This is a genomic window from Streptomyces sp. NPDC048106 (assembly GCF_040706415.1).
GTDB lineage: Bacteria > Actinomycetota > Actinomycetes > Streptomycetales > Streptomycetaceae > Streptomyces.
Window position 1 is genome coordinate 59546 of sequence record NZ_JBEZND010000001.1, and the last position, 22908, is coordinate 82453.

Consider the following 22908-nt stretch of genomic DNA (forward strand, 5'->3'; position numbering starts at 1 on the left):
GAATCCGCCCGGGAACGCTTACGTGGCGCCCCACCGGGCGGCACTACAGTGGGTCGGAACATCCGGAACCCAGGCAAGCAGCATCAGCAAGCAGCCAAGCAGCAGCAGGGAGCGCGTGACGTGCGGCCAGTCGGCAGCAAGTACCTGCTTGAGGAGCCGCTCGGACGCGGCGCCACAGGCACCGTCTGGCGTGCCCGCCAGCGCGAGACCGCGGGCGAGGAGGCGGCCGTCCCCGGCCAGCCGGGCGAAACGGTCGCGATCAAGGTCCTCAAGGAGGAGCTGGCGAGCGACCCGGACATCGTGATGCGCTTCCTGCGCGAGCGCTCCGTCCTGCTCCGGCTCACCCACCCGAACATCGTCCGGGTCCGCGACCTGGTCGTGGAGGGCGAGCTGCTGGCGCTGGTCATGGACCTGGTCGACGGCCCCGACCTGCACCGCTACCTGCGCGAGAACGGCCCCCTGACGCCGGTCGCCGCCGCCCTGCTGACCGCGCAGGTCGCCGACGCGCTCGCCGCCAGCCACGCCGACGGCGTCGTGCACCGCGACCTGAAGCCCGCCAACGTGCTGCTGCGGCAGCGGGACGGCGAGATGCACCCGATGCTGACCGACTTCGGCATCGCCCGCCTCGCCGACTCCCCGGGCCTGACCCGCACCCAGGAGTTCGTCGGCACGCCCGCGTACGTCGCGCCGGAGTCCGCCGAGGGCCGCCCGCAGACCTCCGCGGTGGACGTCTACGGCGCCGGCATCCTGCTGTACGAGCTGGTCACCGGCCGTCCGCCGTTCTCCGGCGCCACCTCGCTGGAGGTGCTGCACCAGCACCTCAGCGCCGAGGCGCGCCGGCCCACCACCGTGCCGGACCCGCTGTGGACGGTGATCGAGCGCTGCCTGCGCAAGAACCCCCTGGAGCGGCCCAGCGCCGAGAACCTCGCGCGCGCCCTGCGGGTCGTCGCCCAGGGCATCGGGGTGCACGCGAACGCCGCCGGGATCGCGGCGGCCGAGGGCGTCGGCGCGCTGCTCGCCCCCGACCCGGCCCCGGCCCCGGTGCCGGGCGAGCCGGGCCCGGCAGGCGCCGCGGATCCCACGCAGGTGCTGCCGACGAACGCGCCGGCGGGGTCGTACGACCCGAACGGCGCCACCAGCGTCCTGCCGCACACCGGCGGGCCCGTCGGTGCCGCGGACCCCACCGCCGTACTGCCGCACACCGGCGCCGCCGATCCGACGGCCGTGCTGCCGAACACCGGCCCGCAGGGGCCGGGACCCGACCAGCCGCACCCCTGGCAGAACCAGCTCCGGGCCGCCCGCGACCGCAACGAGCAGACGCAGATCCAGTACCTCTCCCCGGAGGACGACCCGCTGCACCACCGGCCCCAGCGGCAGGTCGCCCGCCCGCAGCACCAGCCGCGGCAGGCGCCGCAGCCGCGTCAGCAGCAGCCGCAGCAGCGCGGGCGGCAGCAGGGGTACGGCTATGCGCCGCAGCAGCCTCAACAGCCCCAGCAGCACCAGCCCCAGCAGTACGCCCCGGCGCGCCAGCCGCAGCGGCCCCAGCAGCCCCAGCAGCCGCAGCGGCCCGCGCGCGAGCCCCGGGCGCCGCGGCAGCGCAGCGCCAACCCGATGAAGATCCCCGGGCTCGGCTGCCTGAAGGGCTGCCTGTTCACGATCGTCATCCTCGTGGTGGCGAGCTGGCTGATCTGGGAGCTGACGCCGCTGCACACATGGGTCGGCCAGGGCCGCAGCTACTGGCACGAGGTGACCCACTGGGTGGACCAGGTGAGCGGCTGGGTGAAGGACCTGGGTGGCGGCAACTGACGTGCGGGGTTGGGGATTTGTCGACATCTGGCGGGTGATTTCCCTCTCCGCGGTGAAGGTTGGCTCGCCGGACGCGTAGTTTTAACGGCAACACGCGTCTGTAGGAGCAGTCTTGGCACGGAAGATCGGCAGCCGGTACACCGCGAACCAGATCCTGGGGCGGGGCAGCGCAGGCACGGTGTGGCTGGGCGAGGGGCCCGAGGGACCCGTCGCGATCAAGCTGCTGCGGGAGGACCTCGCCTCGGACCAGGAACTGGTCGGGCGCTTCGTCCAGGAGCGCACGGCGCTGCTCGGGCTCGAACACCCGCACATCGTCACCGTGCGCGACCTGGTGGTCGACGGCAATGACCTGGCCCTGGTGATGGACCTGGTGCGCGGCACCGATCTGCGCACCCGGCTGGAGCGGGAGCGCAGGCTCGCGCCCGAGGCGGCGGTCGCGATCGTCGCCGACATCGCGGACGCGCTGGCCGCGGCGCACGCGGCCGGAGTCGTGCACCGGGACGTCAAGCCGGAGAACGTGCTGCTCGACATGCAGGGCCCGCTCGGCCCCGGCGGGGCGCACCCGGCGCTGCTGACCGACTTCGGGGTGGCCAAGCTGATCGACGCGCCCCGGCGGACGCGGGCCACGAAGATCATCGGCACGCCGGACTACCTGGCCCCCGAGATCGTCGAGGGGCTGCCCCCGCGGGCCTCCGTGGACATCTACGCGCTGGCCACGGTGCTGTACGAGCTGCTGGCGGGCTTCACGCCGTTCGGCGGGGGGCACCCCGGCGCGGTGCTGCGCCGCCATGTCACCGAGACCGTGGTCCCGCTGCCCGGCATCCCCGAGGAGCTGTGGCAGCTCATCGTGCAGTGCCTGGCCAAGGCGCCCGCGTCCCGGCTGCGGGCCTCCGAACTGGCGGCGCGGCTGCGGGAGCAGCTGCCGACGCTCGCCGGGCTGCCGCCGCTGGACGTGGACGAGCCGGACCTCTCGGAGGAGGCCGAGGAGGAACCGGCCCCGGCGGCTCCCGCGGGGGCCGAGCCGGTACGACGCCGAGGGGCGGTCTCTCTCGTCCCGGGCGCCCGGCCCGACTCCAACCGGGACACGCACACCTCGATGCGCGTCCCGGCGCCGGACGAGCTGGCCGGCGGCGCGCACGGCACGGCTCGCGCACCCCGGCCCGCGGGCGCCCCCCGGCCGGGCTCGGCGAAACACCGGGCCGCGGTGCGGCGGCGCCGCATCACGCTGGGCGTGGCGGGCGCGGCCCTGGCGGTCCTGGTCTCCGCCGGCGCCTGGTGGGCCACCTCGGACACCCCGGACGACTCCCCCCGACCGGCCTCCACGACCTCGACCCCCTGACCACCCCCACGAGCCCTCGGCCCCCGTGCCTCCGCGTCCCGGCGTGAGTCGTGCCCGGTGCCGTGCCCCGGCGCCCCGTCTTTCCCGCCCACCCACTCGCCCGTCTCGGTCGGCTGGGGCCCCGGCCCGGCGTCGGCGTGTCGCTCCCTCCCCGGTCGCGCCCGGCCTCCCCGGCCGCGTCCGGCGAGCTCCCGGTCGGCCAAGAACCAGACACCCCGCCCCACCTCGGGCCCCGGGGAAGGCCCGCCCGGGTCTCTGCCCGCCGAGTGACCCCGACCACCGCCCAGCGCCCCGCCACCCTTCCCTTCCTTCCCCTCTCCTCCACGCCGGCCGACTCGCGCACCCTCCCCTCGCGTCCGCCCTCCCTCGCCGGCTGAGCCGAGTCCCCCTCCCGGCCGCCCCGTCCCGCCGGTCGCCCCTCGTAAGCCCCCGGAGGGGCAGCGCGGCGGAGGTCGCTTGCCACAGCCGTTACGCTTGAACCGTGGCAGTCGTCGATGTATCCGAAGAGCTGAAGTCCCTCTCCTCGACCATGGAGTCGATCGAGGCCGTCCTGGACCTCGACAAGATGAGGGCAGATATCGCCGCGCTCGAGGAGCAGGCGGCGGCCCCGTCCCTGTGGGACAACCCGGACGAGGCACAGAAGATCACCAGCAAGCTCTCCCACCTCCAGGCCGAGGTCAGGAAGGCGGAGGCGCTGCGCGGCCGCATCGACGACCTCGCGGTCCTCTTCGAGATGGCCGAGGAGGAGGACGACCCGGACACCCGTGCCGAGGCCGAGTCCGAGCTGACCGGTGTGCGTAAGGCGCTGGACGAGATGGAGGTCCGTACCCTCCTGTCCGGCGAGTACGACTCCCGTGAGGCGCTGGTCAACATCCGCGCCGAGGCCGGCGGCGTCGACGCCGCCGACTTCGCCGAGAAGCTCCAGCGCATGTACCTGCGCTGGGCCGAGCAGCGCGGCTACAAGACCGAGCTGATCGAGACGTCGTACGCCGAAGAGGCCGGCATCAAGTCGACCACCATCGCCGTCCACTCGCCGTACGCCTACGGCACCCTCTCCGTCGAGCAGGGCACCCACCGTCTGGTCCGCATCTCGCCCTTCGACAACCAGGGCCGCCGCCAGACCTCCTTCGCCGGTGTCGAGGTGCTGCCCGTGGTCGAGCAGTCCGACCACGTCGAGATCGACGAGTCCGAGCTGCGCATCGACGTCTACCGTTCCTCCGGCCCCGGCGGCCAGGGCGTCAACACGACCGACTCCGCGGTCCGCATCACCCACCTGCCCACCGGCATCGTGGTCTCCTGTCAGAACGAGCGGTCGCAGATCCAGAACCGCGCCACCGCGATGAACGTCCTCCAGGCCAAGCTGCTGGAGCGCCGCCGCCAGGAGGAGCAGGCCAAGATGGACGCCCTCAAGGGCGACGGCGGCAACTCCTGGGGCAACCAGATGCGTTCGTACGTGCTCCACCCGTACCAGATGGTCAAGGACCTGCGTACCGAGCACGAGGTCGGCAACCCCGAGGCCGTGTTCAACGGCGAGATCGACGGTTTCCTGGAGGCCGGCATTCGCTGGCGCAAGCAGCAGGAGAAGTAACCTTGTCGACATGACAACTGCCGCCCCAGTGGCGGCAGTTGTCGTTTCGCCCGGGTTTTACGACACACTCACAGCTTTCAACTCCCCCCAAAATCCCCTTATCAGGCAATGCGCCCACAGCGCCCTTGACGTTGCTTTGAAAAGCGGGAAGTGTGACTTTGGCATGCGTGTCTATGGGGCGCATGTGAACCGGGGGGACCGAATCGCTCGACCTTGTTTCGGGCGTCGTCAGCTACCTCCGTCGATCACGGCCGGCCCCACGCGCTGCCTCATTGACGAACCGCTACTGGGGGTAGCAACTAAATGACTAGGAAGACGCGGATCCGGATCGCCCGGGTCGCTGCGGGCGCCGTGGTCGCGGCCGGCGCTTCACTGTGTGTCGCGGGTGTGGCTTCGGCCGACCCTGGCGGCCCCATCTGCGACATCATCGTCACTCCCGACTGCCCTGACCCGGGTAACCCGGACCCGGGCGACCCCGACCCCGGCAACCCGGACCCGGGCAACCCGGACCCGGGCAACCCTGACCCGGGCAACCCTGACCCCGGTAACCCGGACCCCGGTAACCCGGACCCGGGCAACCCCGACCCGGGCAACCCTGACCCCGGTAACCCGGACCCGGGCAACCCGGACCCCGGTAACCCGGACCCGGGCAACCCCGACCCCGGCAACCCCGACCCGACCGGTGGTAACAACGGCACGGGTGGCAACAACGGCACCGGTGGCAACAATGGCACGGGTGGTAACAACGGCACCGGTGGCAACAACGGCACCGGTGGCAACTCCGGCGGCGGCCAGCACGGTGGTGGCACCAGCGGTGGCTCCGCTACCGGTGGCAGCAACAACGACAGCCCCCAGGGCGGCGGTAACGACAACGTGTCGCAGGAGGCGGGCTCCTCGGCCCTCACCGACACGGGCTCGGACAGCCCGAAGCCGCAGACCGGCGGCAGCGGCAAGCAGCTCGCCGAGACCGGTGCCGGACAGACCACGTTCCTGGTCATCGGCGCCGCCACGATGATCGCCGGCGGTGTCGGCTTCCGGATCCTGCCGCGCCTGGCGGGCCGGGGCGGCGCGGCCGCCTGACGGTGACCGCACGGTAAACACCCGCGTACCCCGGGTACGCACAAGGGCCCGGAGCTTCCCGCTCCGGGCCCTGCCGGGTTTCCGGGATCACTCCCGGCCTCTTCCCGAGGTTTTCTACGTTCTTGCGGTTCTCGCGGTTCTCGCGGCGATCCGGGTCAGACGGTCTGGTGCGCCAGCAGCGCCACCGCGGCGATCAGCACCGCCAGCAGCGCGATCAGCGCCATCGGGTTGATCCCGCCCAGGAAGCCCTCCTGCTGAAGGCGCGCGCGGTTGGCACGGCACACCGGGCACCGGCCCTCGCTCACGGGCGCCGCGCAGTTCGCGCACACCAACCGGTCGTACGTCATGCGCTCGCCCTCCTCGCACCGGCCGTATCACTTCGTACAACGCTCACAGGAACGCGAACGTTCCCCTCCCACTGTGCCAGTTTCCGCCGGGCCGTGCGCGGGGCCCCTGCCGCGGCGCCCGGAACGGCCACCGCGGCGGCCGGAGCAACGACCGGTGCAAAAAGGTACAAGTCTTGCCCAACCTCAGCCTGCGCCTGCGCTCGCCCGCCCAGGTCGCGTATGGTCACGCTCATCTACCCCCGGCGACCCGTGGTGCATCCGTGATCCGATTCGACAATGTCTCCAAGGTCTACCCCAAGCAGACCCGTCCCGCACTCAGGGATGTCTCCCTGGAAGTGGAAAAGGGCGAGTTCGTCTTCCTCGTGGGGTCCTCCGGCTCCGGAAAGTCCACCTTCCTGAGGCTGGTCCTCCGCGAGGAGCGGTGCAGCCACGGACAGGTGCACGTGCTGGGCAAGGACCTCGCCCGGCTCTCCAACTGGAAGGTGCCGCAGATGCGCCGCCAGCTGGGGACCGTCTTCCAGGACTTCCGCCTGCTGCCCAACAAGACGGTCGCGGAGAACGTGGCCTTCGCCCAGGAGGTGATCGGCAAGTCCCGCGGCGAGATCCGCAAGTCCGTGCCCCAGGTGCTCGACCTCGTCGGCCTCGGCGGCAAGGAGGACCGGATGCCCGGCGAGCTGTCCGGCGGTGAGCAGCAGCGGGTGGCCATCGCGCGCGCGTTCGTCAACCGGCCCAAGCTGCTGATCGCCGACGAGCCCACCGGCAACCTCGACCCGCAGACCTCCGTCGGCATCATGAAGCTGCTCGACCGGATCAACCGGACGGGCACCACCGTCATCATGGCGACGCACGACCAGAACATCGTGGACCAGATGCGCAAGCGCGTCATCGAGCTGGAGAAGGGCCGCCTCGTCCGCGACCAGACCCGCGGCGTCTACGGCTACCAGCACTGACCCCGCGCCCCAGTTCGTCCACGGAAAGGCACAACCCGACGCCATGCGCCCCCAGTTCGTCCTGTCGGAGATCGGTGTCGGTCTCCGCCGCAATCTCACGATGACCTTCGCGGTCATCGTCTCCGTCGCCCTGTCCCTGGCCCTCTTCGGCGGCTCCCTGCTGATGAGCGACCAGGTGAGCACCATGAAGGGCTACTGGTACGACAAGGTCAACGTCTCGATCTTCCTGTGCAACAAGCACGACGCCGAACAGGACGTGCACTGCGCCAAGGGCGCGGTCACCGAGGACCAGAAGAAGCAGATCCTCTCCGACCTGCACAAGATGCCGATCGTCGAGAAGGTCACGTACGAGTCGCAGGACCAGGCGTTCGGGCACTACAAGGAGCAGTTCGGCAACTCCCCGCTGGCCGGCACCCTCTCGCCGGACCAGATGCAGGAGTCGTACCGGATCAAGCTCAAGGACCCGCAGAAGTACCAGGTGGTCGCGACCGCGTTCAACGGGCGTGACGGCGTGCAGTCGGTGCAGGACCAGAAGGGCATCCTGGACAACCTCTTCCAGCTGCTGAACCTGATGAACCGGGGCGCGCTCGGCGTCATGGCGCTCATGCTGTTCGTGGCGCTGCTGCTGATCGTCAACACCGTGCGCGTGTCGGCGTTCAGCCGTCGGCGTGAGACCGGGATCATGCGCCTGGTCGGCGCGTCGGGCTTCTACATCCAGGCGCCGTTCATCGCCGAGGCCGCGGTCGCCGGTCTCATCGGCGGCGGCCTCGCCTGCGTCTTCCTGGTGGTCGGCCGGTACTTCACCATCGACCACGGCATGGACCTGTCCCACAAGCTCACGCTGATCAACTTCGTCGGCTGGGACTCGGTGCTGACCAAGCTGCCGCTGATCCTCGCGACCAGTGTGCTGATGCCGTCCCTGGCCGCGTTCTTCGCGTTGCGCAAGTACCTGAAGGTGTGACGCAAAGCAAGGCGGTGGACGAGGCAACGGGCCGTGACCATGGGCCCGTTGTCCTAGACTCACCGCCATGTCCGGCCGAGACCCGCTCTGTCCACCCCGCCGAGCCCGCCAAGGGGCCGCGCTGACCTTGGTCTTCGCCGGAGTTCTCGTCGCCGGGGCGGTCACCGGGTCCCTCCCGGAACCCGACCAGCCGGCGCGCCGTACCGCGACCGTGCCGGTGGGCGCCGCCCGCGACGAGGACGTACGGGCGGCCGCCGCCCGCGCGATGGCCGACGGCAAGTCCCCGATGGAGGCCGCCGAGCGGGCCGTCAGCCGCAGCGGCGACCGCTGGGGTGCCGTCTACTCCGAGGACGAGTACCAGGAGTTCCAGGACTCCCTCGACGGCCGCTACACCGGCGTCGGCCTGTCGGCGGCGCGCGCCCAGGACGGCCGTATCGAGGTCACCGGGGTGCGGCCCGGCTCGCCCGCCGCCGAGGCCGGCCTGCGCCCGGGTGACCGGCTGCGCAGCGTCGACGGCGCGCGCGCCGACGGCCTCCCGGTCACCGAGGTGGTCTCCCGGCTGCGCGGCGACGCCGACGACGCGCCCGCCGGTACGACCGTCAGGCTCGGCCTCCAGCGCGGCGCCCGCGCCTGGACCGAGACCCTGCGCCGGGCGACGCTGACCACCGACTCCGTGACCGCGCGCCGGCTGTCCGGCCGGGCCACCCTGATCAGGATCGCCTCCTTCACCAAGGGCACCGGCACCCAGGTCCGCGAGGCCCTGCGGACGGCCCCGGCGGGCGACGGGATCGTCCTCGACCTGCGCGGCAACTCCGGCGGCCTGGTCACCGAGGCCGTGGCCACCGCCTCCGCCTTCCTCGACGGCGGCCTGGTCGCCACCTACGACGTCGACGGCGCCCAGCGCGCCCTGCACGCCGCGCCCGGCGGGGACACCGCCCGCCCCGTGGTCGCCCTGGTCGACGGCGGCACCATGAGCGCGGCCGAGCTGCTCACCGGCGCCCTCCAGGACCGGGGCCGCGCGGTCGTGATCGGATCGCGCACCTTCGGCAAGGGCTCCATCCAGATGCCGACGCGGCTCCCCGACGGCTCCGTGGCCGAGCTGACCGTGGGCCACTACCGCACCCCCTCCGGACACGCCGTCGACGGCCGGGGCATCACCCCCGACCTGGACGCCGGGGCCGGCGCGCTGCGCCGCGCCGAGGCCGTCCTCACCGGCCTGGGCGTCGCCGGATAAAGGCTGGCCGCGAGGCCCCCGCGTAGTGCGAAAATGGACGGCACTATGAGCAAGGGAATGTACGTACCCAAGGAGTCCCAGCCCAAGCAGGGCGGCGGGGCAGGCAAGGCACAGGACGGCGAGAAGGGCGGCAAGCGCAAGATCGTCGCCCAGAACAAGAAGGCCCGGCACGACTACGCGATCATCGACACCTACGAGGCCGGGATCGTGCTCACCGGTACCGAGGTCAAGTCGCTGCGCGAGGGACGGACCTCGCTGACCGACGGCTTCGTCCAGATCGACCAGGGCGAGGCGTGGCTGCACAACGCCCACATCCCCGAGTACCACCAGGGCAGCTGGACCAACCACTCCGCGCGCCGCAAGCGCAAGCTGCTGCTGCACCGCGAGGAGATCGACAAGCTGGAGTCCAAGTCCCAGGAGACGGGGCACACCATCGTGCCGCTCGTCCTCTACTTCCGGGACGGCCGGGCGAAGGCCGAGATCGCGCTCGCCCGGGGCAAGAAGGAGTACGACAAGCGGCAGACCCTGCGGGAGAAGCAGGACCGGCGCGAGTCGGACCGCGCGATCGCGGCGGCGAAGCGGCGGCAGCGGGGCGTGTAGCCCGTGGCCCGGGAATACGCTGGCACCGGCCTGCGTTCTTCCCGTACGATGGCAGCAGCATCGGACGTGAGCCCGGTGCGCACCTTGAAAAAACAACATGGGGATGATCGGTTTCGACAGCGGCTGTCGAAGCAGGGGAAGCGTGTCGAGGAAGCGGCCATGATCTCGTAAACCACAGGCCGAAAAAAATAATCGCCAACACCAAGCGCGATTCCTTCGCCCTCGCTGCCTAAGTAGCGACTTGCGAAGTGTCAGCCCGGGGCTGTTCCCGACCCGGATCCTGGCATCAGCTAGGGAACTAAACCTTGATCCCGGTCACGGGGTGAAGAGGGAAATCAAACAGTGACTGAGCCCGTCGGCGACTTGTTCGCGTGATCGCCGGGGCTGAGAAAAACGAAGCGAACTGCACACGGAGAAGCCCTGATTCCGCACCGTTGGACGCGGGTTCGATTCCCGCCATCTCCACGAACCCCTCCGGGGGTAACCCCATGTGGGCGAAGGCCCCGTCGCGTGAAGCGGCGGGGCCTTCGCCATGCGCGGCGGACGTCGGCAAACGAAAGACCCTAGGACCTCCGCGCCGAGGCGAGGTGCACCTTGAATCCGCAGGGCACGGTGCCTTCGGGCGTGACCAGATCCGCGACCTCGGCGAGGAAGTCCTCCCGGAGCCGGGCGACGGTCCGTGCCGCCATCGGTGCGAGATCGTAGAGCCCGGAGACGGCGTCCCACACCTGCTCCACGGGCCCGCTGATGTCGAGGGGCACGGTCTCCCAGTCGACGGCCCCGAACCCCGCCGGCCGCAGGACCTCCTCAAGCCCCTCGCGACTGCGCACCCGACTGTCGCCCAGCGCGGGAATGCGCGCGGAGCCGTCCGCCTCCATGTCCACCGCCCGCAACAACCGGACGAACCGCTCGAAGGCCTCCCCGCCGACGGCCCCGCCGCCCACCGCACACGCAAGCACCCCACCGGGCACGAGCACCCGTGCCACCTCGGCCGCGACCCGCTCGACGTCCCCCATGAGCATCAGCGCGAGATGGGAGACGCAGGCGTCGAAACTCCCGTCGGCGAAGGGCAGTTCCTGAGCCCGCCCGGTATGGAGCCGCACGCCGGAGAGCGCCGGCCGCCGCCGCGCGAGCGCCAGCGACTCGGGCGACAGATCCACCCCGGCGAGCCGCCTGCCGCCGTCCCGCGCGAGCAGTTCGAGCAGCAGCCCGTCCCCACACCCGAGATCGAGCACGCGCCGGTGCCCGGCGACCCGATCACACAGCAGCTCATAGCTCGACCGCCCGGCCCCCGCCCGCGCCCGAAGGACTCGGCGGTCACGGCGGGCCGCACGGCGTGAAAGGCCCGCAGGAACTCCTCTTGCACGGTGATGTCCGTCATCCCCCGAACCTACGCCTCCCCGCGCCTCAGCCCACCTCGAACCACAACAACTTCCCGACCCCCCGCCCCCAGACCCCGTCCCCGACGGGCAGGCCGCCCCAGCGATCCGCGTACTCCTGCACGAGCCGCAACCCCCGCCCCCCTTCGGCTCCCTCTTCCGCGACCCCGACCCGGTCCCAGGGCGGCTCCCCGAAGGGCGCGGGGATGTACGGATGCCTGTCCCACACCCCCACCCGCACCCGCCCGTCCCCGAGCGCGGTGAGCCGGAGCGAGGCGGTCCCCCCGGCGTGCCGGTAGACGTTGGCGACGAGCTCGGACGCCAGCAGCTCGACATCGTCCAGAATTTCCTCTCTCCCGTGCCCGCTGAGCACGGCCCGCACGGTCATACGTGCGACACGTGCCGCGCGCGGATCATGAGGGAGCCGAAGGGCGTACACCCAGGTGTCGGGCAGGGATACGGTGCCCATGAATACCTCCGAGAAGATGAAGGAACTCGACTTCGCCCAACACCCTTGCCTGACCGGTGGCTTTGCCTGGGGAGGTGCGCTTCCGGCAGGGAAGCAGGGGAGGTTGGGCGATACGTGATTACCGTAGGCCAGTGAGTTAGATGCATCTAACGAAATGGGTTGGATGTACCCACACTTCACTCGTGTGAGGGAGCGTTGCGCCGCGCTGCGGCCTGGAAGGAGATGCCGTGCCGCCCACCAACAGCCCCACGCTCCGGCAACGAAGGCTCGGCGCGGAGCTGCGCAAACTCCGGGAGAGATCGGGACTCACCGCCACCGGCGCCGCCGGACTGCTCGGCGTCAACCAGGCGCGCATCAGCATGATCGAGACCGGACGTACGCCCATCAGCGCCGACCGCCTGCGTTCCATGGCCCGCGCCTACGACTGCTCTGACGAGCAACTCATCGACGTGCTGGCCTCGATGACCGGGCGCCGCACACGTGGCTGGTGGGAGGATTACCGCGAACACTTGCCGGCCGCGTTGGTCGACCTGGCGGAGCTTGAGCATCATGCCTCGGGACTGCGGGTCGCGCTCGCGATGCACATCCCTGCACTGCTCCAGACCACGGACCATGCCCGTGCCCTCTTCAGGGCGGTGGTGCCGATCATGCGGCAGTACGAGATCGAGCACCGTCTCACACACCGCATGAAACGGCAGGCCATCCTGCACCGGAAGGAGCCGCTCCCCTACGCGGCGATCATCCACGAATCAGCTCTTCGAATGGGGTTCGGCGGCGCCGAGGTCAGGCGCGGTCAGCTCAAGCATCTCCTCAGCATGAGCGAACTCCCGCACATCACGGTCCGGGTGATTCCCTTCGACACGGAGTACTACCCGAGCACGGGCCAGTCCTTCGACTACGTCGAGGGCCCGGTACCGCAGCTTGACACCGTCCAGTTGGACACACACCACGGTGGCTGCGGATTCCTCGACGCAGAGGCACAGTTGAGCAAGTACCGTACCGTGCTGGATCACATGGAAGCCTGCGCCCTCGGGCCTGCCGAGTCGCGCGCCTTCGTCCAGAACCTCATCCGGGACATCTGAGAGAGCGACCGTGCAGATACTTCACTGGCACAAGTCCACCTACAGCGGCGACAGCTCCAACTGCGTGGAGATAGCCCGGGCTCCCACCAGGATTTACATCCGCGACTCGAAGACCCTCACCGCCCGGTACCTCACCATCACCCCCAGCACGTGGGAGGCGTTCGTTTCGCATGCGAGGGAAGCCGCTGGCGCAGCCTGTTCTCGCTGACGCTTTCCAGAAGCGGAAATCGGAAGCTCTTGCCGCCGCCTGGCGAGGTCGGGATGATCAGGCGTGGCAATGGCCCGCAGACCCGAGGAGTGCGCAGTGGTGAAGCTGACACGGCTGGTGGGTGAGTGCGAAGACGGAGAATGCCCGACGCTGTACGTCACGGACCGTGGAACCCTCGCCGTGCAGGGAGGACTTCTGGTGGATCACGGTAAGGAGATCCCGGCGCATGAAGCCCTCGTGGAAATCCCCGTGGACCTGATCTGGAAGGCGATCCGTGGCAATTTCATCTAGTCGTTCTCTGGGAGACTGGTTCACCGCGTTCGAGCGGGAGGCGTTTCGGCTGGAGACCTTTGACGACTACAGCCAGTCGGGAGGCGTCGAAGCCTACCAGGCGTTCCTTGCCGGGCAGGAACAGCCGGAGTCACACAAAAACGCTGCCTGGCTGAGGACCGTGGGCGACGCAACCGAGGCGGGCAAGAGGATGTACCGCGTACACATCCTGTCCCGCCCCCTGACGGACTACCTGCGGTTCGAACTCTCCTGGGGTTACCAGCGGAACATGGCCGTCGGTGAGGAGTTTTTCATCCTCGACACCACTGACGCGGAGAACCCCATTCCCGGCGCACCCGACTTCTGGATGTTCGATGACAGCGCGGTCGGGGTGATGTCCTACGACGGGTCCGGAAAATATCTCGGCAGCCAATTCGTGACAGAGGACCGGGTAGCCGAGTACCGCTCGTACCGGGACACGGCTCTTGCGCATGCCGTACCGTTCACGGATTGGTGGGCACGGCACGGGGAGTGAACAAGTCCGAGCTGGGATCCGCACTGCGGGCGCTGCGGCAGGCATCCGGAAGGGAGGCCAAAGCAGTCGCCCGCAGCGCGGCCATGTCCAGTTCGAAGTTGTCCAAGATCGAGAACGGCAGCGTCATGCCAAGCGTCGTGGACGTCGAGCAGCTTCTCACCGCTCTAGGGGTATCCGAGGACGTCAAGACGGAGTACATGTCGGTTGCTCGGGCGGTGGCCACCGAGGCGACGGCTTGGCGGCTGTACCGACGGCTCGGGTACCACCGGAAGCAGCAGCAGATCCAGGCGATCGAATCTCGCACGAACCTGCTCCGGCTTTTCCAGCCTTCCCTGGTCCCGGGCCTCTTGCAGACACCTGAGTACGTACAGGCGGTTCTCGGCCGTAAGCACCTCACGGAGGATCAGCTCACGCGCGCGGTGGGGGCGCGGCTGGCCAGGCAGAGAATCCTGTACGAGCCTGGACGTCGGCTTCGCTTCATCGTCACAGAGCCTGTCCTGCGGTGGAGAATAGTCCCGCCGCTCGTGATGGCCGGGCAACTCGACAAACTCATCTCGGTATCCAGGATCCCTGGTATCGACCTGATGATCGTTCCGTTGTCCGTGCGGCAGACCGAATTTCCCGGTCACTCATTTTCTATCAAGGACGACCGTATGGTCACGGTGGAGACCGTGCACGCGGAATTGTCGGTGACTGATCCAAGGGACGTCGCTCTGTACATCGAAAAGTTCGATAGTTTCGCGGAAGTCGCCATTTCCGGGGACTCCATGCGGGCCATGGTCGCGGGAATCCGGGACGGATTCTTGACGGAACAGGAAACCGACTAGAGCGGTGTCCACGGAGCGCCGAAGATGGCGTCATGGAGACCGAAGAGAGTACGCCACCGCCGTCAGCCGAGCCCTCACCCTGGCCGGGGTGCCCGCCGTGCTTGTCCTTGTCCGTAGCGCGTGAGAACGCCCGCTCCACCAAGGACTACAGCGCTGTCTCCGACGCCAACGTCTTGCTGCGTCGGCACCTGGTCAAGGCCCACTGACAGATGGGCGACACTCGTTCCTCCTCTCTTGGCCTTCCGTCTACTCGACGGCCGTAACACCCTCATCAGGAGACTCAAATGGAGCACAGCGCCGACCTGTACGCACTCGACATCGACACCGTGAACTTCGTCCAGGCCTGCGGCGGCCCCTGCACCGAAGGATGCGTCGTACTCGCCCGGATCGGGGACGACGCCTGGGCGCTGGGGGACAGCAAGCGGCCGGAGCTGGAGCCGCTGAGGTTCACGTCGGCGGAGCTGGCGGCGGCCGGGATCGACCCGGTGCGGTTCGGGCTGAGTGCCTGAATCGGTCGCGCCTGGCTGGGCTCCGGCCGCCGGGGTCCAGCCGGGACTTCTCGGAACGAGAACCCTCGTGCACCATCACGGTTATCTCTGGTCAGGGCCTAAAGACCGCTTCGACAACGAGGCCCTGCGACGGCCGCCGCACCCCGACCCTCCGCCCCCACCGGCCCCCGACGACCCCGCGTCGGAGCGGCTGTTCCGGCGCTACCGGGAAGTCACCGGCGAGTTCCCGGTCGTGGACCTCCCACCCCTCGAAACCGCGTACTGGCTCGTCAAGCCGCGTTCGCTGGTCCGTGGCACCTGGCACGAGGCGAAGGAGGCCGCGGACTGGATGGGGGAGCGGCTCACGGAGTACGCGCACCGGTTCGCCTCGTACCGGGAACGGGATGTCAGCCGACTGGCCGCACTGCTCAACTCGGCCGTGGAGCAACTGCGCGACGGACGGGACGTGTCCTTCGGGGCCTACCTGGAACGCCCGTCCTACCTCTCAGTGGCCGTCGTCACGTGTTCCCCGAACCGCGCCCATCCCGAACTCGGCTGTCCGGATCCGCCGGGTGGCCGGGAGGGGGACGCGGTCAGAACTCCTTCGCGGCGGCGGTGATCGCCTCGCGGATGCGGGGGTAGGTGCCGCAGCGGCAGATGTTGCGGATTTCGTCGAGGTCGGCTTCGCCGATCTCGTGGCCGGCGGCGCGGGCCTGGCGGACCTTGGCGACGGCGGCCATGATCTGGCCCGGCTGGCAGTAGCCGCACTGGGCGACGTCCTGGGCCAGCCAGGCCTCCTGCATGGGGTGCAGGTCCTTGCCGACCGTGGCGGGCAGGCCCTCGATGGTGGTGATCTCGTCGGTCGGTTCGAGCGCGCCGACCGGCACCGAACAGGGGTTGAAGGCCTTGCCGTTGATGTGGCTGGTGCAGGCTTTGCAGACGCCCAGCCCGCAGCCGTACTTGGGTCCGGTGACGCCGAGGACGTCGCGCAGCACCCAGAGCAGGCGCACATCGTCGGCGACGTCCACCGAGACGGGCGAGCCGTTCAGGATGAAGGTGTGTCGGGGCACTTGGTCAGCTCCTGGCGGGCTAGTAGGCGCGGGTGAGGCCGTCGGTCGGGGAGGCGGGGACCGGGGGCACGGTGGGCAGCGGGGTGAAGCCGAGTGGCTTGTCGTGGTTGACCGGGAAGCTGGTCGGCATGATGCCGGTGGCCCGGCCGTAGGCGCAGGCGACCGCCGCCATCGCGCCGCTCACCGCCAGTTCGCCCGCGCCACCGGGCACTTCGGTGGTGGGCGGCATCACGATGATCCGCAGCTCGGGCGGGGTGTTCCACTGCCGGGTGTAGAAGTAGTTGTCCCAACTGCCCTCCAGGAACCGTCCGTCCCGCAGGTGCAGACTGGAGGTGAGGGCGAGGGCGATGCCGTCCATGATGCCGCCCATCATCTGGGCTTCGAGACCGCGCGGGTTGACCGCCAGCCCGACGTCCACCGCGCAGACCACCTTGGTCACCCGCGGCCCGGTGTACGCGTCCGGGACCTCGCGGCCGACCGTCGCGGAGGTGCAGTCGATCTCGGCCAGCACCGCGACGAAGCCGTGGTACTCGGGGTGCAGCGCGATGCCCTGCGCGGTGCCCGGTGGCATGCTGCGGCCCCAGGAACCGGCCCGCGCCACCTCGTCCAGGACCGCCTTGGCCCGGTCCTCCTTGAGGAACCGGCGGCGGAAATCGTACGCGTCCTCACCCATCGCCGCCGCCAGCTGGTCGACCACCAGCTCCTGCGCACAGCGCACGTTGGGCGAGTAGATGCCGCGCATGCTGCCGGTGTTGAAGCCGTGGTCGACCTCGTTCAGCAACTGGGTCGTGACGCCGAAGTCGTAGGGGGTCTGCTGGGTGAGCGCGAACATGGTCTCGGAGAAACCGAGGTCGGCGACCGGCAGCTTGTCGGCCAGCGAGGTGATGATCTCGCCCACGCCGTGGCCGAAGTCGGTGGCGACGGAGGTGTGCCGCTGCTCGCAGCTGACCACGTTGCCGAGCGAATAGGTGGCCCGGACCCGGGAGATGGACATCGGGTGGGTGCGGCCCTGGCGGAAGTCGTCGGTACGGTGCCACATCAGCTTGACCGGCTTGCCGATCTTCTGGGAGATCCGGGCCGCCTCCAGTGCCGCGTCGTGGAAGAGCCTGCGGCCGAACGAGCCACCGCCCTCCGTGACGTGCACGGTGACCGCGCCGACCGGCAGGCCGAGGGCGGCGGAGATGGTCTCCTGGGCCACGATCGGGGCCTTCAGCGCGCCCCAGATCTCCGCCCGGTCGGAACGGACGTCGGCGATCGCGCAGTTGGGCTCCAACGCGCTGTTGCTGGCGAAGTGGAAGGTGAACCGGGCGTCGATCGCCTTGGTGAGCAACGGCAGCGGCGGTACCACCAACGGGAGTTCGGCGTCCTTCAGTTCCTGGAGCACGCCGGCGTCGTCGACGCCCTCCACGGTGCCCGGCCCCCAGCTGACCTGGAGCGCTCTGACCGCGTCTATGCACTGCCCGAAGGTCTGGCCGCGGACCGCCACGCCGGTGGGCACGGTCACCACGTCGGTGATGCCCGGCATCGCCTCGACGTCCGCCAGGTTCAGCACCGACCGGACGGTGCCGTTGATCGTCGGCGGGCGGCAGACCATGGTCGGCAGCGCGTCCGGCACGCTGAGGTCCATGGCGAACTTCTTGCGCCCGGTGACCGCGTCCAGCGCGTCGATCCGGTTGCGCGGGGTGCCGATCACGGTGAACTGGCCGGCCGGCTTGAGCGCGACCGAGACCCCCACGGTCTTCTGTCCGGCGGCGGCCACCGCGAGGCTGCCGTACCCGACGCTGGCGCCGCTTGCCGCGGTGACCACGCCGCCGCTGGTGGTCAGCGTCGAGACGGGGACGCCCAGTTGGGCGGCGGCGGCCGCGAGCAGGCGCTGGCGGGCGATGGCGGCGGCCACCCGGATCGGGGTGTAGGTCGAGATGGTGGTGTTCGAGCCGCCGGTCAGCTGGTTGAAGACCAGCTCGGGGCGGGCGTCGGCGAGGCTGACCCGGACGCGGTCCAGCGGCAGGTCCAGCTCCTCCGCGATCAGCATCGCGCTGGAGGTGGTGACCCCCTGGCCGACCTCGGCCCGGGGCAGGGCGAAGGCGGCGGTGCCGTCGGAGTTCAGCTGGATGCTGATCAGGTTCGACGTCGGCAGGGCCGCGTCGGTGAGCAGGTCGCTGAGGTCGTACACCTCGGCCGGTTCGGGCAGCGACGGGATCGCCGCCTCCGCCTGGTCCGGCACGGCCAGTTCGCCGAGCTGCGCCGCCACGGTGAGGACGGGTGCGGCGATCACATAGCCCAGGAATCTGCGCCGCCCGGGCAACTGCTCCTGGTTATCCATCAGTCACCCTTTTGCCCATCAGTTGTCCTTCCCTGACAACGCTGTGCGGCGGAGCCGAGCAAGTTACCACGCGGTACGTCTCGCCGACAGACCTGGTCCCGCACCGCCCCGCCCTCGGCGTCGGCAGCGGGAAACCGATGGCGATCTTGAGGGCTCGCCCCCGACCATGGCCCGCATGACTGAGCAGCCCGTACGGTGGAGCAAGGCGACGATCTACGCCGACATGTGGGTCGACCCGGACGACGACCCGCGCGAGAGCGTGGGGGACGGGACGGAGGGCGAGACGGCGACGTTGCGGGACTATCTGGCCGGCTACCGCATGACCTTGCGGATGAAGTGCGAGGGGCTGGACGCGGAGCAGTTGGCCCGCAGGTCGGTGCCGCCGTCGACGATGTCCCTGCTCGGACTGGTGCGGCACCTCGCCGAGGTCGAGCGGGCCTGGCGGAACCGGATCGGCGACGGGGAGCCGCTGCCGAAGCTGTACGGCGAGCGCGACGCGGACTTCGACGAGGCTGTCGGCGAGCAGGCGCAGGTCGACGCCGCGTACGCCGACCTCGCGCGGGAGCAGGCCGCGACGGACGCCGCGCTGGCGGAGCATCCGGACCTGGGGGAGCGGCTGGGCAAGGACAAGATCGCGGTCCGGGACATGCTGGTGCACCGGATCGAGGAGTACGCCCGGCACTGCGGGCACGCCGATCTGCTGCGCGAGTGCATCGACGGCAGGGTGGGGCAGTGAGCGCCGGTTGCGGTACGGCGGCCGCGGCCCAGGACCGGCCGAGCCGCGCGGCACCGGTCCCGGCGCGAGGGGTTCCGGGGACTCGTCCGGACGGGCACTGTGGAGGGAGGCGGTCCCCCACTCCCCGTATGCCTAGGCGGTGACAGGCACATGGCGCTGCGGTTCGATGCCGGACGGGTTTGTCTGGATCTGTTGGCGACCAGCCATCCCGGTGAACGGCTCGACTCCGTCGGGGCGTTGTGCCTCTGGATCCAGGAGGCCGGACTGGTGCCGGCCGGTACCGGACTCGGGCACGCCGACGACTCCTGGGTCGTCCGGTTCCGTGAAGTCCGGGACGACATAGGGAAGTTGGTGCGACGCGGCGCGGGGCCGGTGTCGTACGGGCGGGCGCTCGGGCGGGTCAACGAGGCGGCCCGGGGGACGCCGCCTGCCCCCTGTGCCGTACGGCGCGGCGACGGGGGGCTCGTCAGGGCGCTGGTCGCGCCGCCCGCACCCGCCGCGCTGCTCGCGCTGCTCGCCCGGGACGCCGTGGAACTGCTCACCGACCCCGTCGCGCGGGCCGCCCTGCGCGAGTGCGAGGGGGACAACTGCCCGCTCCTCTATCTCGACACCTCCCGGGGGCGCCGGCGGCGCTGGTGCTCCAGCGAGGTGTGCGGTAACCGCGAGCGCGTGGCCCGCCACCGTCGCCGCGCCGCCCTCACCCGCACTTGAGCACCCGGGCCCCGGCCCGGACCCGAGCCCGCCCCTGAGCGCCCGCGCCCGCCCCCGAGCGCCCACACCTGAGCACCGGGCCCGACCTGCACCGAGGCCCGCCCCCACCTGGACACCACCCCTCGGTGCATCCCCCGGTGCATCTTCCGGCAAAGGGACCTCCTGGCGTAGCCTCCCCGTCCCCCTTCGCGTACGGTTGACGGCTGCCCAGCACGTCAGAAGGGGGCCCGGTGGCCGCTCAGGTTCAGCATTCCGCGGTCGGTTCGGTACGCGACGCACAGGATTCCGTTCGCGACCGGGAGATCAGCGTCGAACAGGCACATCTGGACCGGGTGTACCGGCGGCTGGAGGAGAAGATCCACGAGGCCGAGTTCCTGATGAACGACGCGGCCCAGCGCGGTCAGGTCGGCACCCCCGGCGCGCTCGCCGAGCGGGACGCCCAGGTCTTCCGCGCCGGTGTCCACCTGAACCGGCTCAACAACGAGTTCGAGGACTTCCTGTTCGGGCGGATCGACCTGCTGCTCGGCAAGGACGGCAAGAAGGGGCCCGACGGGGCCTACACGGCGGTGGAGCCGGCGGAGGGCGCCGTGCGCGACGACAACACCGCCGACATCGCCGAGACCCTGCACATCGGGCGCATCGGCGTGCTCGACGCGGAGTACGCGCCGCTCGTCATCGACTGGCGCGCGCCCGCCGCCGCGCCCTTCTACCGGGCCACCCCCGTGGAGCCCGGACGGGTGGTGCGGCGGCGTGTCATCCGGTCCAAGGGGCGCCGGGTGCTCGGCGTCGAGGACGACCTGATGCGGCCCGCGCTCACCGCCTACCTCGACGGCCACGAACTGCCCGTCATCGGTGACGGCGCGCTGATGGCCGCCCTCGGCCAGGCCCGCGGCCACACCATGCGGGACATCGTCTCGTCCATCCAGGCCGAGCAGGACCTCGTCATCCGGGCCCCCGCCGCCTCGATCACGTACGTGGAGGGCGGCCCGGGGACGGGGAAGACCGCCGTCGCCCTGCACCGCGCCGCCTACCTGCTCTACCAGGACCGCAGGCGGTACGCCGGGGGCATCCTGATCGTCTCGCCGACCCCGCTGCTCGTCGCCTACACCGAGGGCGTGCTGCCCTCGCTCGGCGAGGAGGGTCAGGTCGCGATCCGGGCGATCGGATCGCTGGTCGACGGCGTGGAGGCGACGCTGTACGACTCCCCGTCGGTGGCCCGTGCCAAGGGCTCGTACCGGATGCTGAAGGTGCTGCGGAAGGCCGCCCGGGGGGCCCTGGAGCTGGGCTCCGTCATCCCGGCGGGCCAGGCGGAGGACGACGAGGACGACGACGGCACGCCCCGGCAGGCCGTCGACACCAGCCGCCTGCGTGTCGTCGCCTTCGGCCGCCGCCTCGAACTGGAGGCCGGGGAGCTGGACCGGGTGCGCCGTACGGCCCTCGGCGGCACCGCCCCCGTCAACCTGCTGCGCCCGCGCGCCCGCAAGCTGCTGCTCGACGCCCTGTGGGCGAAGTCCGGCGCCGGGGCCCGGCACAGCGACCCGGAGCTGGCCGCCGAGCTGCGGTCCTCCTTCGACGAGGACGTCATGAGCGAGGACGCCTTCATCGGCTTCCTGGACGCGTGGTGGCCGGAGCTGACCCCGGCGCGCGTGCTCGCGGCCATGGCCGACGAGCGGCGGCTCGGCCGCTGGGCGCGCCGGATCCTCAACCCCGGTGAGGTGCGCAAGGTGGCGCGTTCGCTGAAGCGGGAGGGCCACACGGTGCACGACATCGCGCTGCTGGACGAGTTGCAGGCGATCCTGGGCGTGCCGGCCCGGCCCCGCAGGAAGCGGGAGCTCGACCCGCTGGACCAGCTCACCGGTCTGGAGGAGCTGATGCCGGTGCGCGAGGAGACCCAGCGGGAGCGGGCCGAGCGGCTCGCGCAGGAGCGTGCCGAGTACGCGCACGTCATCGTGGACGAGGCGCAGGACCTCACGCCGATGCAGTGGCGGATGGTCGGCCGGCGCGGGCGGCACGCGACCTGGACGGTGGTCGGGGACCCGGCCCAGTCGTCCTGGTCCGACCCGGACGAGGCGGCCGAGGCCCGCGACGAGGCCCTGGGCAGCCGCCCCCGGCGCCGCTTCCAGCTCACCGTGAACTACCGCAACCCGGCCGAGATCGCCGAGCTGGCCGCGAGGGTGCTCGCGCTCGCCATGCCCGGCGCCGAGGCGCCCAGCGCCGTACGGTCCACCGGGGTCGAGCCGCGCTTCACCGTCGTGGCGGGGTCCCTCCAGGACACCGTGCGGGCCGAGGCGGAGCGGCTGCTCGGGCTGGTGGACGGCACGGTCGGCGTGGTCGTCGCGATGAACCGGCGCGAGGAGGCGAGGCGCTGGCTGGCCGGGCTCGGCGACCGGGTGGTGGCGCTCGGCAGTCTGGAGGCCAAGGGCCTGGAGTACGACGCGACGGTCGTCGTCTCGCCCGCGGAGATCGCCGACGAGTCCCCGGCCGGGCTGCGCGTGCTCTACGTGGCGCTCACCCGGGCCACCCAGCAGCTCACGGTGGTGTCGGGGGAGCGGGACGAGCCGGACGCGGCGGGGGTGCCGGATCTGCTGCGCGACTGAGTTTTCGGTGAACTCACGGCGCGGGGAATGGCACCCGGCATCCGTTTGTTAGCCTGGGTACGGCACCGGCCCGATCCAAGCCCCCGGGCCCAACCTTAGTCCCTTCGAGGGACCACTTGCCGCGAGGCGAGCATGGCGGGTCGGTGTCGTAAACGTGGGAGGCCCACGTCACCGATGAGTGACGTGGGCCTCTTTCTTGCGCCGATCGCCTCTCGTATGGTGGAAAGCGTTTTCCGTAATCGCGCGCTCAGCTGACCCCCTTTGCGAACAAAACGTACGCAACCGAGGGCGAGTACCACGTACTGAGT

23 protein-coding genes and 1 other RNA gene are annotated in these 22908 nt (G+C 70.6%); 19 read left to right on the plus strand and 5 right to left on the minus strand.

Annotated elements, in window-relative coordinates:
* The first annotated feature begins 120 nt into the window (after positions 1–120).
* The 4 genes from AB0927_RS00220 to AB0927_RS00235 all read left to right on the plus strand — a co-directional run bounded on the left by AB0927_RS00220 (position 121) and on the right by AB0927_RS00235 (position 5813).
* A complete protein-coding gene (locus AB0927_RS00220) occupies positions 121–1806 on the plus strand; it encodes a serine/threonine-protein kinase (protein WP_366665188.1) in 1686 nt (561 codons plus the stop codon).
* A gap of 112 nt (positions 1807–1918) precedes the next feature.
* On the plus strand, positions 1919–3145 hold the full coding sequence (locus AB0927_RS00225; RefSeq protein ID WP_366665189.1) for a serine/threonine-protein kinase: 1227 nt from the start codon (positions 1919–1921) through the stop codon (positions 3143–3145).
* 481 nt (positions 3146–3626) lie between these two features.
* Complete coding sequence (gene prfB, locus AB0927_RS00230; protein ID WP_366665190.1) at positions 3627–4733, plus strand: peptide chain release factor 2; 1107 nt, start codon at positions 3627–3629, stop codon at positions 4731–4733.
* A gap of 303 nt (positions 4734–5036) precedes the next feature.
* Positions 5037–5813, plus strand: coding sequence for a hypothetical protein (locus AB0927_RS00235; protein ID WP_366665191.1), 777 nt, complete (start codon positions 5037–5039; stop codon positions 5811–5813).
* A 155-nt stretch (positions 5814–5968) separates the two neighbouring features.
* Here the strand turns inward: AB0927_RS00235 and AB0927_RS00240 are convergent, their stop codons facing one another.
* A complete protein-coding gene (locus AB0927_RS00240) occupies positions 5969–6160 on the minus strand; it encodes a hypothetical protein (protein WP_366665192.1) in 192 nt (63 codons plus the stop codon).
* A 260-nt stretch (positions 6161–6420) separates the two neighbouring features.
* On the opposite strand from AB0927_RS00240, the gene ftsE reads away from it, so the two are divergent.
* The 5 genes from ftsE to ssrA all read left to right on the plus strand — a co-directional run bounded on the left by ftsE (position 6421) and on the right by ssrA (position 10373).
* Positions 6421–7110: a cell division ATP-binding protein FtsE gene (gene ftsE, locus AB0927_RS00245; RefSeq protein ID WP_037651391.1), complete on the plus strand. Its 690-nt coding sequence runs from the start codon at positions 6421–6423 to the stop codon at positions 7108–7110.
* A gap of 43 nt (positions 7111–7153) precedes the next feature.
* Positions 7154–8071 (plus strand): permease-like cell division protein FtsX, encoded by a 918-nt coding sequence (ftsX, locus tag AB0927_RS00250; protein ID WP_366665193.1) that lies wholly within the window; start codon positions 7154–7156, stop codon positions 8069–8071.
* A gap of 67 nt (positions 8072–8138) precedes the next feature.
* Complete coding sequence (locus tag AB0927_RS00255; RefSeq protein ID WP_366665194.1) at positions 8139–9305, plus strand: S41 family peptidase; 1167 nt, start codon at positions 8139–8141, stop codon at positions 9303–9305.
* Between the two features lie 57 nt (positions 9306–9362).
* A complete protein-coding gene (gene smpB / locus AB0927_RS00260; protein ID WP_366665519.1) occupies positions 9363–9905 on the plus strand; it encodes an SsrA-binding protein SmpB in 543 nt (180 codons plus the stop codon).
* A 99-nt stretch (positions 9906–10004) separates the two neighbouring features.
* Positions 10005–10373, plus strand: a transfer-messenger RNA (tmRNA) gene (ssrA, locus tag AB0927_RS00265).
* Positions 10374–10468: 95 nt separating this feature from the next.
* On the opposite strand, the gene AB0927_RS00270 is transcribed toward ssrA, so the two are convergent.
* Positions 10469–11140 carry a class I SAM-dependent methyltransferase gene (locus AB0927_RS00270; protein ID WP_366665195.1) on the minus strand — a complete coding sequence of 224 codons (672 nt, stop codon included), beginning with the start codon at positions 11138–11140 and terminating at the stop codon, positions 10469–10471.
* Between the two features lie 172 nt (positions 11141–11312).
* Entirely contained in the window at positions 11313–11753 is a 441-nt protein-coding gene (locus AB0927_RS00275; protein ID WP_366665196.1) for an ATP-binding protein, read from the minus strand.
* 227 nt (positions 11754–11980) lie between these two features.
* Here AB0927_RS00275 and AB0927_RS00280 point away from each other — a divergent pair, with 227 nt between their 5' ends.
* The 7 genes from AB0927_RS00280 to AB0927_RS00310 all read left to right on the plus strand — a co-directional run bounded on the left by AB0927_RS00280 (position 11981) and on the right by AB0927_RS00310 (position 15782).
* Positions 11981–12835, plus strand: coding sequence for a helix-turn-helix transcriptional regulator (locus tag AB0927_RS00280; protein ID WP_366665197.1), 855 nt, complete (start codon positions 11981–11983; stop codon positions 12833–12835).
* A gap of 10 nt (positions 12836–12845) precedes the next feature.
* Complete coding sequence (locus tag AB0927_RS00285; RefSeq protein WP_366665198.1) at positions 12846–13043, plus strand: DUF397 domain-containing protein; 198 nt, start codon at positions 12846–12848, stop codon at positions 13041–13043.
* A 99-nt stretch (positions 13044–13142) separates the two neighbouring features.
* Positions 13143–13334: a hypothetical protein gene (locus AB0927_RS00290; protein WP_366665520.1), complete on the plus strand. Its 192-nt coding sequence runs from the start codon at positions 13143–13145 to the stop codon at positions 13332–13334.
* Positions 13318–13848, plus strand: a complete 531-nt coding sequence (locus AB0927_RS00295; RefSeq protein ID WP_366665199.1) for a DUF6879 family protein — start codon at positions 13318–13320, stop codon at positions 13846–13848. Before AB0927_RS00290 ends, AB0927_RS00295 begins: the two co-directional genes overlap by 17 nt.
* Complete coding sequence (locus AB0927_RS00300) at positions 13845–14675, plus strand: helix-turn-helix transcriptional regulator (protein ID WP_366665200.1); 831 nt, start codon at positions 13845–13847, stop codon at positions 14673–14675. Before AB0927_RS00295 ends, AB0927_RS00300 begins: the two co-directional genes overlap by 4 nt.
* 284 nt (positions 14676–14959) lie before the next feature.
* A complete protein-coding gene (locus AB0927_RS00305; protein WP_366665201.1) occupies positions 14960–15184 on the plus strand; it encodes a DUF397 domain-containing protein in 225 nt (74 codons plus the stop codon).
* 67 nt (positions 15185–15251) lie between these two features.
* Positions 15252–15782 carry a hypothetical protein gene (locus AB0927_RS00310; protein WP_366665202.1) on the plus strand — a complete coding sequence of 177 codons (531 nt, stop codon included), beginning with the start codon at positions 15252–15254 and terminating at the stop codon, positions 15780–15782.
* Here AB0927_RS00310 and AB0927_RS00315 read toward each other — a convergent pair.
* Positions 15757–16233 carry a (2Fe-2S)-binding protein gene (locus AB0927_RS00315; RefSeq protein ID WP_366665203.1) on the minus strand — a complete coding sequence of 159 codons (477 nt, stop codon included), beginning with the start codon at positions 16231–16233 and terminating at the stop codon, positions 15757–15759. The genes AB0927_RS00310 and AB0927_RS00315 overlap by 26 nt on opposite strands.
* A gap of 19 nt (positions 16234–16252) precedes the next feature.
* A complete protein-coding gene (locus AB0927_RS00320; RefSeq protein ID WP_366665204.1) occupies positions 16253–18556 on the minus strand; it encodes a molybdopterin cofactor-binding domain-containing protein in 2304 nt (767 codons plus the stop codon).
* 166 nt (positions 18557–18722) lie between these two features.
* Here AB0927_RS00320 and AB0927_RS00325 point away from each other — a divergent pair, with 166 nt between their 5' ends.
* The 3 genes from AB0927_RS00325 (at position 18723) to AB0927_RS00335 (ending at position 22600) form a co-directional block, all read left to right on the plus strand.
* Positions 18723–19292 carry a DinB family protein gene (locus AB0927_RS00325; protein WP_366665205.1) on the plus strand — a complete coding sequence of 190 codons (570 nt, stop codon included), beginning with the start codon at positions 18723–18725 and terminating at the stop codon, positions 19290–19292.
* Between the two features lie 150 nt (positions 19293–19442).
* Entirely contained in the window at positions 19443–20003 is a 561-nt protein-coding gene (locus AB0927_RS00330; protein WP_366665206.1) for a CGNR zinc finger domain-containing protein, read from the plus strand.
* Positions 20004–20233: 230 nt separating this feature from the next.
* Positions 20234–22600 (plus strand): UvrD-helicase domain-containing protein, encoded by a 2367-nt coding sequence (locus AB0927_RS00335; protein WP_366665207.1) that lies wholly within the window; start codon positions 20234–20236, stop codon positions 22598–22600.
* Positions 22601–22908 lie beyond the last annotated feature (308 nt).

Bases quoted from the DNA above. Each gene is read 5' to 3' on its own strand.
- AB0927_RS00235 (WP_366665191.1), top strand. From the start codon at position 5,037: ATGACTAGGAAGACGCGGATCCGGATCGCCCGGGTCGCTGCGGGCGCC.
- AB0927_RS00240 (WP_366665192.1), bottom strand. From the start codon at position 6,160: ATGACGTACGACCGGTTGGTGTGCGCGAACTGCGCGGCGCCCGTGAGC.
- AB0927_RS00255 (WP_366665194.1), top strand. From the start codon at position 8,139: ATGTCCGGCCGAGACCCGCTCTGTCCACCCCGCCGAGCCCGCCAAGGG.
- smpB (WP_366665519.1), top strand. From the start codon at position 9,363: ATGTACGTACCCAAGGAGTCCCAGCCCAAGCAGGGCGGCGGGGCAGGC.
- AB0927_RS00330 (WP_366665206.1), top strand. From the start codon at position 19,443: ATGGCGCTGCGGTTCGATGCCGGACGGGTTTGTCTGGATCTGTTGGCG.
- AB0927_RS00305 (WP_366665201.1), top strand. From the start codon at position 14,960: ATGGAGCACAGCGCCGACCTGTACGCACTCGACATCGACACCGTGAAC.
- AB0927_RS00325 (WP_366665205.1), top strand. From the start codon at position 18,723: ATGGCCCGCATGACTGAGCAGCCCGTACGGTGGAGCAAGGCGACGATC.
- AB0927_RS00275 (WP_366665196.1), bottom strand. From the start codon at position 11,753: ATGGGCACCGTATCCCTGCCCGACACCTGGGTGTACGCCCTTCGGCTC.
- ftsX (WP_366665193.1), top strand. From the start codon at position 7,154: ATGCGCCCCCAGTTCGTCCTGTCGGAGATCGGTGTCGGTCTCCGCCGC.
- AB0927_RS00320 (WP_366665204.1), bottom strand. From the start codon at position 18,556: ATGGATAACCAGGAGCAGTTGCCCGGGCGGCGCAGATTCCTGGGCTAT.